Here is a 20483-nt window from a genome sequence, read left to right as displayed (position 1 = left end):
AACTATTGGGGGTTTCTTCATTTATATGACAACGATTGACGTCATCTAGTGTATTTTAGACTGCAGCGTACTGATTGGTATTATGTCTGAGCTTGATATACTCCGCCCTAATTTTTCATTCGGCTGATAACTCATATTATGTGGACGTGTTATCTGACTGCAACTCTCAGCTAAATATGCCAGATCTGCATTGCATTGCGGCTTCTCTTCAAAATAACTTGATAAATACATGGCACCACGGTGAAACGTAACCTCGTTTGCAAGCTCACTAATATTGAAAACGCCATCGCCAAAATGAATCATCAAATGCTGGTGAGCTAATGAGTTTGTACCATAAACATTATGTAATACTAATGAAGTCTGATTAATGGAATCCGTGAGAATTAAATCATCATTAAGTCGATTAACAAAAATGGAATTACCCTCAATTTTTATCGGCAATACAAGATGATCTATTTCGCCATCCTGTGATTGGTTATCGATAATAATGACTTGATGATTTTGCCAATCCTCTATTTTCAAGTGATAAGTATCTTTACCTTCCCCACCACTGAGAATCAATGTCTGCACGTCTTTTAGCTGTGTTGGCGCGAGAATATCATCATTATTGGTTCCTTTAATAATGAATGATGAGCCTAACGGTTCATTCTTCGACAACGAGTGAAAAATAAGTTGCCCCTCACTAGAAGACAACATTAGCCCATTCCCTATTTTTCGTACATTTTCAAGAGAAACATCTGGATATAATTCAATGAGTTTTGGTAAATTTTCGGAGGGCTTTAAAGACTGATTGTCATCAAACATATCCGCTAACAGTGCACTCGAAATTGCGGTTTGTTGATATAGTTTTTTGGTTTTTGTATCAAAAATAACCCCACTACCCTCACTCGAATCAAAATCTAAAAAATGTAATGTATCCTCAGATGGTAAGGACTCACTAACAATGACTTTTCCTTTAAAATACCATGCGGATAAAGGTTGCTTGCCATCTTTTCCTTTCAAACCAAACAGTGTGATTGGATTAGGTTCATTAATAAAATCGTTTAAATTACGCCAATTAAATGATTCATCTTCAAACCAGGTTTTATTTATCGCAATGATATCCGCACTGCCATTAGCATTAAGCTGTTTTACTACTCCATTTTTGTGAATAACGAATAGATTTCCGTTCCAATCAAAAACCGTGTCTATTTCACTAAAACTTAATCGCTTAGCGGTTGGATTTTTAAGATCAATATCTTTTTGCCCTAACCCTTCTTGGCGAAAAATGGTCTCGGACTCTTTACTATAAAAGAAAAAAACTTCCCCGCCATTCTCATCGAATAGGCTACCGACCAATATCAGATCGGTTGGTGGTTTCCAATTCCACGTGTCGGTAAGCGGATCAAACTGATTAAAACAAGCTCCAACTATTTTTATTAATGTTGGCTCTGTGTTTGCGAACCTAAATCTCCCTTCAATATTTAACAGTGTCGATTTATCTGTAAAACCCATATAAGCAGGATCTAATACATGACTGAAAGGCTCTCCATTCGCCAGCCTGCGATTCATAGAGTCTAATTCTTCAGGGTTAGTCGAAATCCAATACATTGTCTGAGATATATTTTCTATCATCTTTTGATCATAATCATCAGGTCTGGCTAAGTTAGGTTTTATGATTACCCCATCACTTGTACGTAGCCAATAAATACTCTGGAAGCCTAAATAATTAGTATTTTTTATCATCACAATTGAGGCTAGTTTTGGCGATAATTTGACTGGAGAGACAATTGTAGGTAATGTATTTTTATTATTCTGATTCAATCTAATATAGTTTTCATTAACTAAATAATCGTGATTTAAGAAATACTTTTGTTTTTCAGATGGAATAATAACGTCGAGCTTATTCAGCCTCCCCATTAAGATGGAATCATCAGAAATACTCACTAACTCTAGTTGGTTTTTCACTAAATGATAAACCACATTCACGTCACTCCCATTTTTTCTATTCGTTAATTCAACAATAACTGAATTATTTTTTATTGAAATTCGCTCAATATTTGCATCGTTACCTAAAAATCTATGAAATTCAAAACTAGCATACAAATCACCATTATTAACATGAGTTGACCATATGACACTTTCATTTTTAGAATAAAAATAGGCGATATCTTCAATAGTCGCGATTAAAATTGCAGATTGATTTTCTTTATTTAATGAGTTGGTATATAACATGTGTTTAGCGGCAACATCATAGAACGCCCTTCCAACATCATTCCCACTAACCGAATAATCATCAATAATAATATATTGTTTATGCAACTCATTTTTTTCTGCTAGCTCATTAAGAAAAGAGTCAATAGAGTGTGTCTTTGAGTTCCACTGTTTTCCATTTAAGCGAACAATATCTATTGTTTTATTCTTAAAGTTGACTTCCCTAATCTCATGTTTGCTATTAATAATTTGAATTACACTAGATGCAGCAGTGCCATCAATATAAATAACAGAATTACCAATTTGGATATTATCATCATTAACGTTAATTACCTGATCTTTATGATCATCAATACTACTTGTATCGATAATCCACGTGGATTTATCCACCGAGAATGGCGATTGCGTTAGCCTTAAAGAAGCACCATGGTTCATTGAAATCTGATATTCCCCTCCATTCCCTGTAATAATATGCTCTATATAGCCATGCCACGATTTAGGCATATTAGGAACAATTAAATGTTTATTCCTTGAATCTAAAATAATCGAAATAGGTGTAAAAACATATTCTGGTGTTAATTCTGATATGACATACTCTAGACCACAATAAAGATAGTCAAAATAAAACTGGTAATTTTCTTCCATTTTTCTAAGCACTGAGAAACCATAATCACCACGGGTTGTACTACCAAAAAAAGAAGTATATTTGTAACTTAGATAACATTGAGGAACTACGGGTAACACAATAGTATTTGACTTATTGGGATAAAATATCACTTCATCTTGTGAAATACCCACTGCTTCTCGAATATTAATCGCTTCATCTTTATTTATATCTGCTCGTGGACTTGATTGAAAATCACTTAAAGTACTATGCTTGAAAACCCATGTTCTTTCTTCGCCACGATAAATATATTGGCTACCAAGCTTAAAGTTTGCATTTAAAAAATTAATGTCTTTAATCACAATGCCTTCTGTAGGCATTAATAATTTTTTTTCTTCATCATAATAAATAGCTGCATTCTGATAATGCTCTTTATATCGACCAAAAATAACACCAACCTCTATTGCTTCCTGTGCATGATGCTCATTAATTTTGACTAACTCAGTAATACCAATCCCTAAACCCGCTAAAGGCACGGCTAACGGCATAGCAACACCAGCAACGGTTTCAGCCCCTAATAGCGAAGCTCCATATCCCACAGCGCTTGCACTTAACGCTGCTGAATCAAACGCCAACTGAGTACCGATGACCGTTCTCTGTTGTTCATTCTCTGCATTCGCGAGTTCATAAATGTCAAACCCGACCATAGCCCCCTGAAAAACAGTACCCATCTCTTCATTAGCGGTACGTAAAATCGATGATGAAAAACTATTCATCTCGGTTTTAATGATTTCTGCGCCTTCTTTCCAAAGTGCACTCGCCAATCGACTGGCTCGTGATATATCGTTCGCAGCCCCATGAACCATCATGGTATAACTCACATAAGCGTGAATTTTCAATGCGGTACCTAGGTTAGATGGATTTCCTGAAGCCACTGATTGGCGATTACGATTTCCAGCCCATTCAATCAGAGCCTTAATCCCCATCGCAGAATTCAGTCCATCAACATGTTCAGCTTCAGTCCCCCCTCCTATGATATCCTCATGCTGTAGCGCTAAATCCTTAAACGCATAGTGCTGGCTAAAAGAGTCGATTGATTCACTAAAATATTCTTTAAATTCAAAAAATGTTTTGTCATCAGTTTCAATCCAACGAGCCTCCTCCTCATCGCCTTTATGAACGAACTGAATTTTATATCGCCCATCCTCTAATCGCTCGGTACTCGTAAGAACAGGTAGCCAATATTCATCTAACGGGTGTTTTTGAGTGATTTTATCTAGTGATGACTCTAAACGGCTACCCCATCGCTCTGCGTTTAAAATATTCAAAGATGATTTGATTTGCCTATCTTTTGCTAATAAATTTTGGTTCTCTATGAAAGCTCTTGTTTCTTGACGTCGTGGGATGACCTCAGATAACTCAGTTGAAGAGACTAAATCTTCCACTCTTATTCCTGTACCAATATTCACATTTGCCATTTGCTCAGTATCAATAGAGACGAGATCAAATACAGGCTCAGATTTCTCCATTAAGGCATCATACTTATATGCCATTTTCTCTTTAATCAAAAAAGCATCTAAACACTTAGAAAATTTTTTAGGGTTATCAAAAATATAAAGCCCAAAGTTAGGATCATAAAAACAGTAGCGTACCTCACCATTATGAACTTTTTTTCCTATTAACATTGAATGACTTTGAGTATTTAAGGCATACATCTGAGTCCCATTAGATTCAATGACTCGTTTTTTTATATCCTTTAAATTAAGTAAACCAATTGAATAAGATGCACCTACAGCTTCCGTATTAAAATGTAAATTTTGCAGTGATGTTTTCAATAAGATTGCGTTTTTTTCTTCCGGTGATGCTGCGGCAATAAACAGCTTATTGAAAAGCGCGTTGGCACCGTTAACATCATCATGTTGAGCTAATGCAACAGACATCGCTCTCACTAATGGATAACAACGACCTCCTTCATGATCGCCCATTAATGGTAAATAAAAATCTTGAGGAGCAAGGCGTTGATAAATACTTCCACCATTTTGGAATAAGGTATTTGTTTTTAGCGTGTGGTTTAAAATATTTGCCACATATTCCGACTGTTCTTTAATCTGAATGTATTGAGACAATGCGCCACGCTCTTTAACACTTAATTCTCCATGAATATAAAGCGCTCGCATTTTTGATGCTGACATTTCATCATGAAAACCAGTGATGCTTAATTCTTTATAATTTTTAACACCTTGATTGAAATCACCATGACCATTCCATATATCATTATTTAATAGAACTGTGTATTTTTCTCTATTACTTACAGATTCGGATTGAATACCTGATTTAATACTTTGTTCATCTATTTTAAGAACTGCATCTTTCCCATGATGGTTTTTAATTTGCAACCATAACCAACTACGTTCGACAGATAAGCTTTCAGATAAAACCACATCATATTTTTGTTTATAAAATTCTTTTAAGCGTCCATTCAATTCAATTATTTCTTTTAACTCATCTATTTTAACTTCATCTTCATCTGTTAGAGCAACATTATTCGAAAGTATGACTTTATTCTGTAATTCAAAAATTTCATTTCTCGCAATTTCTATTTTTATATCTAATTTTTCCTTCTCAATATTGATATGTTTTTTAATTTTATCTTGTAAACTCAACCAAGAACGAATCGCTGGATGCTTCAATGAAAAATCACCACTCTCATAAATACCATCTTTAGTATTTTCCGTATCAATATTAAAATCCTGTGCAATACCAACTAACTTTTTATGTACATCACTACGGTATCGATTGAATTTATCTAAACGTGATTGATAAAATGCTTCATCCGGATATAGCAAGATAACGGGTTCATCTTGTATTCGGCGTTGTGGAGTAGGAATGCCATTCACCGCCTCATATTGTTGGCGCTGTAAAATTAATGCCCACCGACCTTCATGAAACTTCATATAAACCATTGCAAGACCTTCATCAGCACCGGCAACTTGGTAATCTTGAAAATCAAATGCCATAACCACATTGTCATAGAGCACTGAACTATTTACTCTTCCATCATGGTACACTCGATATGTTGTATCATTATGTTTTGTAACGATAACTGAGCATCCCGTTAAAGAGCCAGTGAAAAGAAAATTGTTTTCAGCTGCCTGTATAGGGATATCAATATAAGCTGGTTTTATATTTGATTGATTAGCGCCGTTATAACCTAAAAAGTAAGCATTCACCGTTAACTCTGGGTCAAGATGTGAAGCACTGGATATAGGATTAATAGCATAAGTATTCGGTGATTTTTGCGTGAATTTGACTAAACCTTGTGAGGGTAATTTCCCCATATGAGTCATTTCATCAGCGCTAATCGTATTGGCATGAGAAAACACTATCGTATTTTCCTTAAATAGCTTGATATCACGACTTGCTGGCGTATCTTTAGTTGATGAGCCCCACCACAAAGGGGATTTTAACGCCAGATCGCGTAATGCTTGAGATATCACTCTAGGGTTAATACTATTTTTTTTAGAAAAAAAAACAGGTGAATAATAAAAATCACTTTTCATTTCTATAACTCCATTTATTTAATGATAAAATCCTGAATAATTTAAAATATGATTATTTCACATCAACTTTAAATTAATAACAAAAAACATCTATGGTTTTAATTTTAAGATTAAATATAGAATGAAAATAATTCATTGGCATTGAAAAACAAAAAATTTATATATAATTAAATTTTTTAATAGTTCATTTTCATTTTTTGATAGCTTCAGAATAGAAAATTAGCGTTATAGTCATTCTCGTTAAGGACATTTAATAGCAAGGAACTTATAACAGATGACTCATACAATAATGCTAACTAGACCCTTTCTGCTCAGTCGGAATATTCGTTCAACAACGGCTATTGAGCATCATTTTTTCTTGAGCAATGAAAACCATGGTCAGCGGAGTTTGACCATCCAAATCGCCAAGATGATATGGGCGAAAGTCACCCAAATGGAGGGACGCTCTCCAAAACAACGAGTCATCAAGCTAGTTAATTCAAATTCATCTAGCCAATCCTCATCATCCTCATCTTTTCCATTAGCAAAGCCTGTCTTGTTTGCTAATCGCTTCAATCACCAAAACGCCCCTTTTATCACTTCTTCAAAACAACACAACTTCAATCCATCAAACACCATTTTTACTCCCCTTCATGACGGTATTTTGAGTGCAGGTCGTTATACGAAAATCGAGACTTTTCATCAACAAGCACACCATCTTGTGACAGACAAGGACGTCACGACTTTCGGTAATACCCGCCCTCTTGAAAGCCATCAAACATTATGCAAAGTATGCACTCTTTGCCTGCAAAATATAATTGATATTAAAGGATTCACTCAAACCAGAAATTCCTCACTGCGTGGAAATAGTGAGATTTCAATATTCAGATCAGGAGCCTTTCAGCTAGGGAAGAACCAATAGATGCTTGTCATATCAACAGCATCAGAAATAAAAAACGGCCTCATTCTCTGAGGCCGTACTATTTATTTGTCGAGTTTTCTGGTTGCTATTACAGCCAGAAGAACCAAGCAAATAGAGAGATGACAATGATACATGCCACGTTCAATACAGCACCCACACGTACCATTTCAATTTGTCGAATATAACCCGAGCCAAACACAATCGCATTCGGTGGTGTCGCGACAGGTAACATAAAGGCACAAGATGCACCGATACCGATAATCATGGTTAACGCCATGACTGGCATACCTAATGCTTCCGCAACTGTTGCAAAGATTGGAACCAACAGTGCTGCACTGGCTGTATTACTGGTAAATTCCGTCAGGATGATAATAAAGGTTGTCACCGCAAGAATGATCACAAACCAATGGCTTTCACCAAATGTCATTTGCATCCAGTCTGCCATGATTTTACTTGCGCCAGATGAGCTTAAAATTGCGCTTAGTGTCAAACCACCACCAAACAGCATTAATACGCCCCATTCGGTATTTTTTTGGATTTGTGACCAGCTCGCCACGCCCGTAATACCAATTAATACTGCCGCGCTCAATGCGATGATGGTATCTAAATCTTTCACACCACCTAAAGCTTCGCTGATAAATGTACTGGTGATCCAGCAAACAACCGCTAGCAAGAAAATGCCCATTGCGGTAATACGTTTACCATTCCATTCCACTTTTTCTAATTCAATATCAAAACGGTGTTTTAAGTTCGGACGAAGCATCATATACATCAGAACAAACATCATTGGCAGTAAAACGACCATGATTGGAATACCGTATTTCATCCATGATAAGAAATCTAAACCAAGCGCAGAAGCGGCAATCGCATTCGGCGGGCTACCGACAATCGTTCCTAAACCACCAATACTGGCACTATAAGCCACCCCCAATAACACAAATACAAATGTATTGCGCTCATGGCGAACATCAAGGTTAGAAAGAATACCTAAAACCAGCGGTAACATCATTGCTGCAGTTGCCGTGTTGCTGATCCACATAGATAACCCTGCGGTCACCCCGAACAGCAAAATTACTGCAACCGATAAACGCCCACGAGCAGCCATCAACAAGCGGTTAGCTATTAGGCGGTCAAGACCTTGAATATGCAGTGCAGTTGCTAACGCAAATCCACCAAAGAACAAAAAGATAATTGGGTTAGCGAAAGCTTTTAATGCATCCCCGGTTCCCATTAATCCCAGCCCAACCGCCAGTAAAGGAATACATAATGCCGTGATAGTGACGTGAATAGCCTCTGTTAACCAAAGCACGCCGACGAAGACCATTAAAGCCAGTCCTGCATTTGCTTTGTCATCAAAAGGCAAAAATTTCAACAGTAAAAGTAAAACTACAATATCAACCGCTAGGATAATCCAACCACGCTTATTTGAAGGGGTTGGAGAAGCCGATGGTGTCAAAGATTCGGAAGCATCCATGTTAACTCCATAGCTCGGAAGCAATTTAAGTTTTCGAGTAATTTTTGTTAATCGTTTTTTAAGAGGAGTAAAATATAGAGTTAATTGAATGAGATGAAAATGTAGATAGCCCAAAATTGCGATCTGCACCCCGCAATTTACTCACTTTATGGTGAAAATCGTAAAAATCTCACTGCTAATTCACAAAAATGGCAATTAATTACTTAAGACAATGCATAGGTAAGAATGACTAACTGCGACGTTCCTCTATAAACTCCCCTCACCAGAAATATATAACAATTTGATAGTTCAGATAAATAATCCCATTTCTATTTTGTGAGCTGTAAGCCAGCTGACTATGTAATTCAGGCTGGCTTACATTTTTATGAGTTATCCTTGGGATGAATGGCCTAACAAACCATTATGCAATGTCATGTTCGGTAACCACTGGGTATCCATTCTAGGCATTCCTAATGAATCTTTTTGTGCAAAACCTGCAGCCTGTTCCGACAACAACGAAAAATGAACATCACTTTCAATACGCTGATAATCCTTAAGCTCAATATGCGTTTCTGCCAGATCAATCGCTAAATTCAATGAGTGATTCTGAATGAATTGTTCCAATGTTACGCCTTGCGTTTGATTGACAAAACGTAACTGTAAATGCTGATGAGCTTGTTTTTGATCACCAAAAACTTGCCTCAACACTAAAGTGGTATTTTGGCTCATATCGGTGATAATTAAATCATCATCGTGCTGGCTCATCACCAATTCATCACTCTCCGAGACAGGTAAAATTAGCGTATCTAACTGAGAATCAAGCGCATGATTATCGATAATAATAGAGTGGTAATACGCCCATGCTTCTTTCGAAATCCTGTAAGTATCCTGCCCATCTCCAGCACTCAGCACGATGTTTTCCACATTCTGAATGATTGCGGGCGATAATCTATCATTTTGCTTGCCACCACGAATAATCAATGAAGAACTGATATGAGTGCTTTGTGATTGGTTTTCATTCGCTAAAATATCGACATACAGAATTTCACCGCTTTTTGCAAACATTAACAAGCCATTACCAACATTTTTCACACTCGAGAACTGCAAACTCGGGTAAACATCAACAACGTTTGGTAATGCAGACTCATCAAGAAGCTCTCGCCCTTGTCCAAATGCGGAAGATAATTGATTCTCCATCGCAAATGGCTGGCGATACAATTTTTGAGTGGTCGGATCGAAAATCAACGCCCCTGAATTATCCGCATCTAAACCTAAAAGCTGGATATTATTTTCTAATGATAATTCATGAGCAATAATCACTTTTCCATTTATAGACCAAGCAGGAATTACTTTCTGGGTGCTTCCTTTATTTAGCCCTATCAATGTTATTGTGTTACAGCAATAGTGATCCCCCAATTCTTTCCACCAATTTGCACGATCTTTGAACCAATTTTCAGTTAATGCGGATGGATGGTATTTTCCTTTATCATCAATTTGACAAACAACACCATCAATATTAGATATAAATAAATTACCTTGCCAAAAGACAGCATTTTGTAAGCCATGCGGGGTATTTAAAAGCCATGCCGTTGGTTTCGTGACATTTAAAATATCCTGCCCTGGACCTTCTTGACGATACAGTTCTTTATTTTTATGGCTGTAAAAATAAAAAATTTCCGTTCCTTTGTCATCAAATAAGCTTCCCATTAATGCCAAATCAGGTGGAATAGCCCAATGGCTCTGATGTAACCGGATATTGGTCGGCGTTTCTCCATAACCAAGAGAGGAGGACAAATTGGGCTTAATGAGTAGGCTGTCACTCACTCTTAACCAATAACGATGCAAAACTTGATTACTATCTACACCTGAAATAGCCACTACTTGTCCTAAATCGGCTTCAATCTGTACAGCTTGTTTATCGTTAGTTTTGTAAGTACTACTTAACATATAATTTCGTAGGAACGTCTGAGGTGATATCCCTGAAAACTGGGTAGGAGTTTGAGCTAAGCGCTCTAATAATGTTGAATCTGCATCGAAGCTAATTAATTTAATAATATTTTTCTCGATTTGAAAATTAACGACCTCATTGGTATCAGTATATCTGCATGAAAAATAAATATGCCCATCACCTTTCCACAATTGTAAGATTTCAAACGGTCGGTTATTTGGATTTTCTAATTGATATTCAGAACTGATAGCGCCAGTCGCAATATCCACTTCCCATATTTGCTTTTGTGTTGGTAAGTAGAAATATGCAATATCGTCTACCACTGTACTTAGAATAGCGTACTGTTTATTAGTATCAAGAGTATCGATAAAAATATAGCGCTGATTGCTTACATCATAGAATGCACGCCCCACATCCTTACCGTTGTACTGGTGATTAGCGATAACAATAAATTGCCCATGTGCTTTATGCTGCTCTGCATAATGATTCAAATGTTGTTCTAGATCTTTTTCATCGCCTTGCCATAATTTTTCATCTTCGCTTAAAATCGTTGACTGAGACGATGACAAATCAATTTTCTGCACTTCTTTATATTTATTAACGACGATGATTTGGCCTTGTATACTGTCAACATCAACATCGATTTTAATATCACCAACAATTAATTGATTATTCTGTATTTTGATCGCGCTATTTTCCAGTTGGCTGGCATCTATAATCCATTTCGAATTTTGATTATTCTGCACATCATCCGTTAATTTGATACGAATCCCATGATTTAAGCTAAGTTTATACGTTCCGCCATTGCCTTTTATTTTATATTCAATTTTCCCATGCCATTCCCTCGCTAATTGAGGAACAATTAATGTACGATTTTTTTCATCTAAAATCACATCAATTGGGGTATCCACATATTCATGGAAAATCTGTGTAATCGTATTTTCGCTAGGGAATATATAGAAATCATAATCAAAATTATCCTTCTGCTCTAATCGACGAATGACATCAAAACCACTATCGTGGCGCGATGTACAACCGGGCCATAAATTATAACTGTATTTAATATAAGACTTAGGAATAACAGGCAGCATGAGAGTATCGGCATCAAAAAAATCCAATTTATGTATCGCTAATGGATAACCAATACCTTGGCGGATATTTATAGCTTGCTCTCGGTCTTTAACCATCGTTGGGAAGTTCCCTGCCCAAAATATATAGTTATGGCGTCCACCACCCGAAGAGCTTGAACTTGTTCGATAAATATATTGGCTATCAAATTGAATCTGGTTAGTTCTTAAGTTAAGCGAATTAAATACAGCGCCAAATTTAGGAAGCAGTAACTTTTTATCTACCATAAAATCGTAGCCATTACCGTTATAAGCGCTATCCAACTTAGAAAAATAGAGACCGACGGTTTTTGCATCTTCGCCGATAATCGCAAAATTGCGTGCTAAACCAATAAATCCGATCCCAATCCCTGCCACAAGAACACTTGCACCACCTAATGCGGTTGCCGCCCCCGCATACCCGGCAGCACCTACCCCTATTCCACCTGAGACTGCGGCCAAACTTGCAGAATCAAAAGCGAGTTGAGTACCAAATATAATGCGTTCAGGATCACTTTCCGCATTTGATAATTCATAAATATCAAACCCCACTAGCGCCCCACTAAAAATGACCGCCAACCCCTCATTCGCTGTTTTTGCCATTGATGAAAAGAAACTGTTCATCTCCGTTACGGTGATTTCACGTCCTGTTTTTAAACCGATTTTAATAATTTTATTGATTTTCGCCATATCATTGGCGGCGCCATATGCCATCATAGAATAATTAACATAGGTATGAATTTTTAGCGCTAACAATAAATTCGGTGAGTTTTCTCTCTCTGAAGCTTCATTACGGCTTTTATTTTCTATCCACTGAATAATCGATTGGACAGCAATGCCCACATTCAAGCCATCAACTGAGTTAGCATCAGCCTCATTAAGTTGTGCTTTTATTTTATCTTCTTCAAAACGATAATATTTACTGAATAACCTCATTTGCTCGAGAGAATATTGGTGAAACTCCATAAATGTTTTGTCCATAGTCTCAACCCAGTGGGTAAGATCCGGATTTTCAATATGGATAAATTTAATTCGATATAGGTTATCTGATGTTTGCTCCACACTTGAAAACAGTGGAACCCATTTTTCATTAAGCTGTTTTTCTGCTGAGAGTTTTAGTGTGGCATCATTAATTTTCTCCCCCCACTGCTGAGCATCTAATATCGTTAATGAAGCTTTCAATCTCGTATCTTCAATAATTTCTTTTTGTTTAAAAATCAATGCGTCGACTTTTTTCCCCCTATCCCTTAAATCAGATAATTCCTCTTCGCTACTTAAATCATTAACCGTTAGATAGTTACCAATAGGTACTTTTGCCATTTCATCTGTATTAATAAAGACCACTTCAAATGCAGGTTTATTCTCAACTTCATAGGCTGAATAGTAATCGGCCATTTTCTTTTCCTTAAAAAATTTGTTTAAAGATGAAAATAGTCGCTTACTGTTTTTAAATGAGAAAAGACCAAAATTAGGATCATAAAAATAATAAGTACTTTGTTCGCCACTGACAGTTTTACCCACTAACATTGAGTGGCTTTTACTATTGATAGCGAACATCATGGTTTCAGACTTTAATTCCAACAGAGTTTGGATCTTTTTCAGCTCCATAATCCCATGAGAAAAGGAGGCTTCTACCGCTTCCACATTGGAATGTAATCTTTTCAGAGAATCTTGCAATAAAAGTGCATCACGGCCCTCAGGATTGGCTGCGGCAATATATAGTTTACCTATGAGTTTATCCGCACCTAGGTGTCCTTCTCGCGCTAATCCCACAGACATACCTCTTACCAATGGATAGCAGCGCCCACCTGATTCACTTCTCACTAATGATAAATAAAAATCTTGAGGAATTAATCGATTCGTTTTACTACCAGATTCAGCGAAGAATTCACTAATTTTTCCAGTTTGAGTCAGTACGTTGGTAATATATTCTGCGTACATGGTTTCTTGAATGACACGATACAGTGCACCTCGTTCTCTCGCTGTATACTCGTTTGTTACATACATTTTTTTCAATAATTGTGAAGGTATTTTATCATTCACATCCTGTATGTTAATTTCTTTATATTGCTTAATTCCCTTACTAAACTCAGTTTTAAACCGCATATTTCGTGTTAATTTGTGCAGATAAATTAAATTTTCATACCGTTCATTAATTGTTAAATGATAAGCATAAGGTGAGTTTATTCCCATATTAGGATCAAATTCTTTAATTTTAACCACTGCGTTCATACCTTGGTTTTCTTTAATACGTTGCCATAACCAACTGTATTCCACTTCACGCAAATGATAAAAAAGCTCGCCATATTGTTTATTCTGCATTGAGACAATAGTTTTATTCATTTCAATGGCATTTTCTATTTTCTTTTTTTCTGCTATATCCGTTACACCAATTAAACTTTCCTCTAGTAACCGGCGATTTTTTTTTAACTCTTGAATTTTAGTATCTAATTTTTGTTTGACTTGGCTACCAATATCCAGCCACGTTTTTAATGATGAATGTTTTTCAAAGGGCTCAGTCAGTGGTTCTGAAGTGAGTACTTCTTCATTTGGAATATCACCAATTTTCACATTGGCTTTTTTGGCCAGCATTTTTAATTCACTATGAAGTCTCTCCCTAACATTTTCAAAGCGCAGCTTTCTATCGGAAAGATTATAGTCCCCCGCCTTTTGGACTCTAACCATATTTTTTTCTGCACTGAGGGCGATTCGATTGCGTTGGGGTTGAACAATCAATTTCCACTCATCACCATTAAAATGCATAAATGCGCTAGCTTTACTAATATTTTGCTCGACTATCGTGTAGTCCCGCGCATCAACAGCCATCACAACATTATCATAAAGTAATGAAGCATCAGCACGGTTATCACGATAAACACGGTAGTTTTCGTGGTCTAATTCAATCACCACAACCGACTCGCCACGCAATAACCCTGTGAATAAAAACGCTTTCTCCGGATGATTCTTAGGAATATCCACATATTCGACGCGTTTGCTTTCTTTATTTCGCACCTTTGAATCTAAAAGATAGCAATCTATTATGTAACGCTGATTTTGTTCATCACTGGCGTCCACATATTCAACTTGATAACCTTTACCAAAATTTTTACTGAATAATATTTTACCTTCCGTGGGTATTTGCAAAATAGAGTTAAGTATTTTGGTATTAATATTGTAGTCACGGGCAAATTCAACTGGGTTTTGCTTAAATTTTTCAATATCTATACTAGGCTGATTATCTGAATTCGTGCCGCCGCCAGTAATCGAAATGTCAAAATACGTTTCCTTAACAGACTGAGACAACAAAGCGGGCTGTTCCACATCGTAGCCTTGTATCCTTAATTCTTTTGAAAGGCTTTGTTCTAACGGTTTATCTGAAATCAGTGATGAAACAATCCCTTTAGATATCATTTCAGATCTTGATTCACCATGACTACTGGATTGCCCTTCAAGGGTTTCTGAATAAGAAAAGCCTTTATCAACACGATACATTCCCATCGGAACGTGCTCAATCATCGCATCTTCGGGTAATAATGCTTTTAGTTGCTGGCTAATCTCGGTGGCACTTTGTAGGTTCGCTTCAGAAAAATAAATCACCGCTTGATCAGTTATTCGTCCTAATTTTTTAGGGCCCATGATCTTCGCTTGCATCACTTTCTTATGGGGATCATTCTCATAAAGCTGCATTAATGCCTTGGCTAAGTCTGAGAAATATTCTTTCTTCACATTAACTGTTAATCGAGACATTAACATTGAGCGGCTATTATATCGCTCACGATAATTCTTCGGTAATACTCGATATGCAGAACCATCTAACAATTCATCATCATTTAACAATGAAAAATTATTATCATTTTGCCCCTGAACTTTAACTTCAATATGCGTATTTTCTGAGAAATGTTTTTTAAAATCGGCTAAGAATTGTTTCTGCTCAATGATATTTAAGCCTTCGATACCCGAAGGAATAGTGCGACTATAATTAATATAGGTAACATCAGTAATTTTCTCTTCTAATGCCGCTTTTAGATTTGACAGGGATTCATTCCATGCACCATTTTGCTGATAACCTAACTTTATTGTAGCAACGCACTTCATTAAATCTGCATTTTTTTTTACATATGCATATACTTGTTTTGCTGCGGTAAATAGCGAGTCATGGCTATCCTTCCCCATAATAATTTCCTTATTTAATATTCATGTTAATTATCCAAGCAATCACTATTTGATTGCGGCTCTATTAGTAGCATAAAAATTAAAAAGGACGAGATGGAGTTATTCCGCATTATCTATAAGGCTTAAATACTTTCAAAACTATTTATCTAGCACATTTATTTCAGGCAAAAAAAAATGGGTCGATTTCTCGACCCATTCTAGGCGTTAATTTCAGCGAATATAAATTACGCTTGGCCTTTAACTTCTTTCAGACCGTTGAATGGTGCGCTGTTACCCAGAGCTTCTTCAATACGGATCAGTTGGTTGTATTTAGCAACACGGTCAGAACGGCTCATAGAACCAGTCTTAATTTGACCTGCTGCAGTACCAACCGCTAAATCAGCGATAGTTGCATCTTCAGTTTCACCTGAACGGTGAGAGATAACGGCAGTGTAGCCAGCATCTTTCGCCATTTTAATCGCAGCTAATGTTTCAGTCAGAGAACCGATTTGGTTGAATTTGATCAGGATTGAGTTAGCGATGCCTTTCTCGATACCTTCTTTTAAGATCTTAGTGTTAGTTACGAATAAATCGTCACCAACTAATTGGATTTTGTCACCAAGAACTTTAGTTTGGTATGCGAAACCATCCCAGTCAGATTCGTTTAAACCATCTTCGATAGAAACGATTGGGTATTGTTTAGTCAGTTCTTCTAAGTAGTGAGTGAACTCTTGTGAAGTGAAGGTTTTACCTTCGCCTTTCAGCTCGTAGTTACCCGTTTCTTTGTTGTAGAACTCAGAAGCTGCACAGTCCATCGCCAGAGTCACATCTTTACCCAGAACGTAGCCCGCTTGCTCAACCGCTTCTTTGATAGCAGCAAGTGCAGCAGCGTTAGATTCTAAGTTAGGTGCATAACCACCTTCATCACCAACAGCCGTGTTCATACCTTTAGATTTCAGTACTTTTGCTAAGTGATGGAAAATTTCAGAACCCATACGTACCGCTTCTTTCAGTGTCGGTGCGCCAACTGGTTGGATCATGAATTCTTGGATATCAACGTTGTTATCTGCGTGCTCACCACCATTGATGATGTTCATCATTGGCAGAGGCATAGAGTATTGACCGTGAGTACCATTCAGATCAGAAATATGCTCATACAGAGGCATACCTTTTGCCGCAGCAGCTGCTTTTGCGTTTGCTAAAGAAACTGCCAGAATTGCGTTTGCACCGAATTTAGATTTGTTTTCAGTACCATCTAAGTCAATCATGATTTTATCGATATTTGCTTGATCTTTAGCATCTTTACCGATAACTGCTTGAGCGATTGGACCGTTAACAGCGGCAACAGCTTTCAGAACACCTTTACCCAGAAAACGTGATTTATCACCATCACGCAGTTCCAGTGCTTCACGAGAACCTGTAGATGCGCCTGATGGAGCCGCAGCTAAACCAACAAAACCACCTTCTAAATGTACTTCAGCTTCAACAGTTGGGTTACCACGAGAATCAATGATTTCACGACCGATCACTTTAACAATTTTGGACATTAGGTTTTCCTCAGTACAAGTTAAATTTCGGGAAGTTGGCGAAAATTGCCGACTTCCCCGTATCTTATTTCAACTCACCTTTCTGGTACTTACCAGCGGCTTTAACAAAACCTGCAAACAACGGATGACCATCTCTTGGGGTCGAAGTGAATTCAGGGTGGAACTGGCAAGCCACAAACCATGGGTGGTTTGGATTTTCAATGATTTCAACCAGTTTATTATCCACAGAACGACCTGCAATGTTCAGACCCGCATCTTCGATACGTTTCAACAGCAGATTGTTCACTTCGTAACGGTGGCGGTGACGCTCAACAATCGTTTCTGCGCCGTACATACCGCGCACTAAGCTGCCATCGGTTAAATGACATTGCTGACCACCAACACGCATTGTACCGCCAAGGTCGCTCTCTTCAGAACGCACTTCAACGTTGCCATCTTCGTCACGCCATTCAGTAATCAGCGCAACAACTGGGAATTTGCAATCTGCATCAAATTCAGTGGAGTTCGCGTCTTTCATATTCGCAACATTACGTGCGAACTCAATCAGCGCCACTTGCATTCCCAAACAAATACCTAAATAAGGGATTTTATTCTCACGCGCATATTGTGCCGTCAGAATTTTTCCTTCAATACCACGAGAACCGAACCCGCCTGGTACTAAAATCGCATCCAGACCTTTGAGCAGCTCAACCCCACGGGTTTCAATATCTTGAGAATCAATTAACTTAATATTGACCGTTAAACGATTTTTCAAACCTGCATGTTTCAGTGCTTCGATAACTGACTTATATGCATCTGGTAATTCAACATATTTACCCACCATACCAATGGTAACTTCACCTGCTGGATTGGCTTCTTCGTAAATAACTTGTTCCCACTCAGATAAATCAGCTTCTTTGCATTCAAGACGGAAGCGGTTACAGATGTATTCATCTAAACCTTGCGCTTTCAGCATGCCAGGGATTTTATAGATTGAATCTGCGTCTTTCAGAGAGATAACCGCTTTTTCTGGAACATTACAGAATAGGGCAATCTTCGCGCGCTCATTCGCAGGAATAACGCGATCTGAACGGCAGATCAGCACATCAGGCTGAATACCAATTGACAGTAACTCTTTCACAGAATGCTGTGTTGGTTTTGTTTTCACTTCGCCCGCAGCCGCTAAGTATGGCACTAACGTTAAGTGCATATACAGTGTGCGCTCACGGCCCACTTCCGCAGCCATTTGACGAATAGCTTCTAGGAATGGCAGAGACTCGATATCACCGACTGTACCGCCGATTTCGACTAATACAACATCATGACCTTCACCACCACGGATGATGCGATCTTTGATTTCATTAGTGATATGAGGAATAACTTGGATGGTCGCGCCTAAGTAGTCGCCACGACGCTCTTTGCGCAGGACTTCAGAATAAACACGTCCAGTCGTAAAGTTGTTGCGACGTGTCATTTTGGTACGAATAAAACGCTCATAATGACCTAAATCCAAGTCAGTTTCAGCGCCGTCTTCTGTAACGAAAACTTCCCCGTGTTGGGTTGGGCTCATTGTGCCTGGATCTACGTTAATGTAGGGATCCAGTTTCATAATGGTCACATTGAGTCCACGGGCTTCGAGTATAGCCGCCAAGGAGGCTGCGGCAATGCCTTTACCCAGAGAGGATACGACCCCGCCGGTCACAAAAATATAATTAGTTTTCATGCTGAACCTGAACGTTTAGGTTTAAAAGATGATGGATATAACAGGACGGGAAAACAGTATACCCGAACCTTAAATCTCCTACAAATGTTCTAAGCGCAATAAGGCTAGTTTTCATTAATACCTTAAATAAATCAGCAAGTTAAAAATAAAAATATTTATCGTTTGATAAATAGTCACTTTCTAGGGTGCTATTCAACTGTTTTGCAAGATTAACACATTTTTGTGTAAATGCTAAATCCTTTCAGCTTAATCTATCACTGAAAAAACATCATTTTGCCGATTGTTTGATTTTGAATAACTATTTCAATCCGTGACTATCATTATCGACGAACATTCTTTGCAAAAATCTAGCTGTCTAGATTGGGTCATTCATCTAATTTGATAGACGCCCACAATGTTTCCATCTCATCAAGTGTAGCAGTTTCTGTCGATTTGCCAGTTTTTGCTAATCGTCTTTCGATTTCACGAAAACGGCGCTCAAACTTACTGCACGCTTTTTGTAAGGCAAGCTCAGGTTTGTGTCCTAAATGGCGAGATAGATTGACGGTCGCAAATAATAAATCGCCAATTTCTTCTTCAAGATGCTGTTCATCCACGACTGCTTGAGTGGCCTCTTCCATCACTTCCGCTAACTCTTCAGTGACTTTGCCAGCTACAGGACCCAGCGTATCCCAATCAAAGCCTACTGAGGCACAACGTTTTTGAATTTTATAGGCTTTCATTAAGGCAGGAAGTGCATTCGGGATATCATCCAACACTGAGTATTGGTCTTTCTCTGCACGCTCTTTGGCTTTGCGTTGTTCCCAACCTGCAATGGCTTCTTGGCTGCTGAGTTGGTTATTTTCGTCGAAAATATGAGGATGGCGACGTTCAAGTTTGTCGCTGACGGCTTGGCAAATATCATCAAAATCAAATAGATTTTGCTCTTGTGCCATTTGCGCGTAGAACACCACTTGAAAGAGGAGATCCCCCAACTCGCCTTTTAAGTCGGTAAAATCTTCTCGTTCAATCGCATCTAGAACTTCATAGGTTTCTTCAAGGGTATAAGGGGCAATGGTCTTAAACGTTTGCTGCGTATCCCACGGACAGCCATTTTGCGGGTCACGCAAACGCGCCATAATAGTGAGTAACCGTTCAATTTGTTTATTGCCCTGCTGCATATTTAACCCTTATCAAAAAATAATTACATGGTGATTTAATGAGGGTTATACCTTAACCAAATTAAATTGAATACGCTAAATCTTTCAAGCTTTTGTTATAGCAGCTGTCAAAAAGTATTTTCAAAATAGTTCGTGTTGTAGGTAGGCGGCAATTGAG

At 37.8% G+C, this 20483-nt stretch carries 7 protein-coding genes; 1 reads left to right on the top strand and 6 read right to left on the bottom strand.

Annotated elements, in window-relative coordinates; translation table 11 throughout:
- Positions 1-45: 45 nt before the first annotated feature.
- Positions 46-6357 (bottom strand): TcdA/TcdB pore-forming domain-containing protein, encoded by a 6312-nt coding sequence (locus PR799_RS04940; protein WP_272521391.1) that lies wholly within the window; start codon positions 6355-6357, stop codon positions 46-48.
- A gap of 274 nt (positions 6358-6631) precedes the next feature.
- Here PR799_RS04940 and PR799_RS04935 point away from each other — a divergent pair, with 274 nt between their 5' ends.
- Positions 6632-7258, top strand: a complete 627-nt coding sequence (locus PR799_RS04935; RefSeq protein ID WP_272521390.1) for a hypothetical protein — start codon at positions 6632-6634, stop codon at positions 7256-7258.
- 88 nt (positions 7259-7346) lie between these two features.
- On the opposite strand, the gene PR799_RS04930 is transcribed toward PR799_RS04935, so the two are convergent.
- The 5 genes from PR799_RS04930 to mazG form a co-directional block, all read right to left on the bottom strand.
- Positions 7347-8732, bottom strand: a complete 1386-nt coding sequence (locus PR799_RS04930) for an SLC13 family permease (RefSeq protein ID WP_272521389.1) — start codon at positions 8730-8732, stop codon at positions 7347-7349.
- A gap of 369 nt (positions 8733-9101) precedes the next feature.
- Complete coding sequence (locus PR799_RS04925; protein WP_272521388.1) at positions 9102-15938, bottom strand: TcdA/TcdB pore-forming domain-containing protein; 6837 nt, start codon at positions 15936-15938, stop codon at positions 9102-9104.
- 224 nt (positions 15939-16162) lie between these two features.
- Positions 16163-17464, bottom strand: coding sequence for a phosphopyruvate hydratase (gene eno, locus PR799_RS04920; protein WP_006659306.1), 1302 nt, complete (start codon positions 17462-17464; stop codon positions 16163-16165).
- 64 nt (positions 17465-17528) lie between these two features.
- Positions 17529-19166 carry a glutamine hydrolyzing CTP synthase gene (gene pyrG, locus PR799_RS04915; RefSeq protein ID WP_154602423.1) on the bottom strand — a complete coding sequence of 546 codons (1638 nt, stop codon included), beginning with the start codon at positions 19164-19166 and terminating at the stop codon, positions 17529-17531.
- Between the two features lie 365 nt (positions 19167-19531).
- Positions 19532-20326 (bottom strand): nucleoside triphosphate pyrophosphohydrolase, encoded by a 795-nt coding sequence (gene mazG / locus PR799_RS04910; RefSeq protein ID WP_154627564.1) that lies wholly within the window; start codon positions 20324-20326, stop codon positions 19532-19534.
- Positions 20327-20483: the final 157 nt, after the last annotated feature.

The organism is Providencia sp. PROV202 (assembly GCF_028479565.1).
GTDB classification, from domain to species: domain Bacteria; phylum Pseudomonadota; class Gammaproteobacteria; order Enterobacterales; family Enterobacteriaceae; genus Providencia; species Providencia zhijiangensis.
The sequence above is the reverse complement of the archived record's forward strand: the minus strand, read 5'-3'. Positions and strand labels throughout refer to the sequence as shown.

Excerpts from the sequence above, each read along its gene's own strand:
- PR799_RS04940 (WP_272521391.1), bottom strand. The coding sequence starts at position 6,357 with ATGAAAAGTGATTTTTATTATTCACCTGTTTTTTTTTCTAAAAAAAAT.
- PR799_RS04935 (WP_272521390.1), top strand. The coding sequence starts at position 6,632 with ATGACTCATACAATAATGCTAACTAGACCCTTTCTGCTCAGTCGGAAT.
- PR799_RS04930 (WP_272521389.1), bottom strand. The coding sequence starts at position 8,732 with ATGGATGCTTCCGAATCTTTGACACCATCGGCTTCTCCAACCCCTTCA.
- PR799_RS04925 (WP_272521388.1), bottom strand. The coding sequence starts at position 15,938 with ATGGGGAAGGATAGCCATGACTCGCTATTTACCGCAGCAAAACAAGTA.
- eno (WP_006659306.1), bottom strand. The coding sequence starts at position 17,464 with ATGTCCAAAATTGTTAAAGTGATCGGTCGTGAAATCATTGATTCTCGT.
- pyrG (WP_154602423.1), bottom strand. The coding sequence starts at position 19,166 with ATGAAAACTAATTATATTTTTGTGACCGGCGGGGTCGTATCCTCTCTG.
- mazG (WP_154627564.1), bottom strand. The coding sequence starts at position 20,326 with ATGCAGCAGGGCAATAAACAAATTGAACGGTTACTCACTATTATGGCG.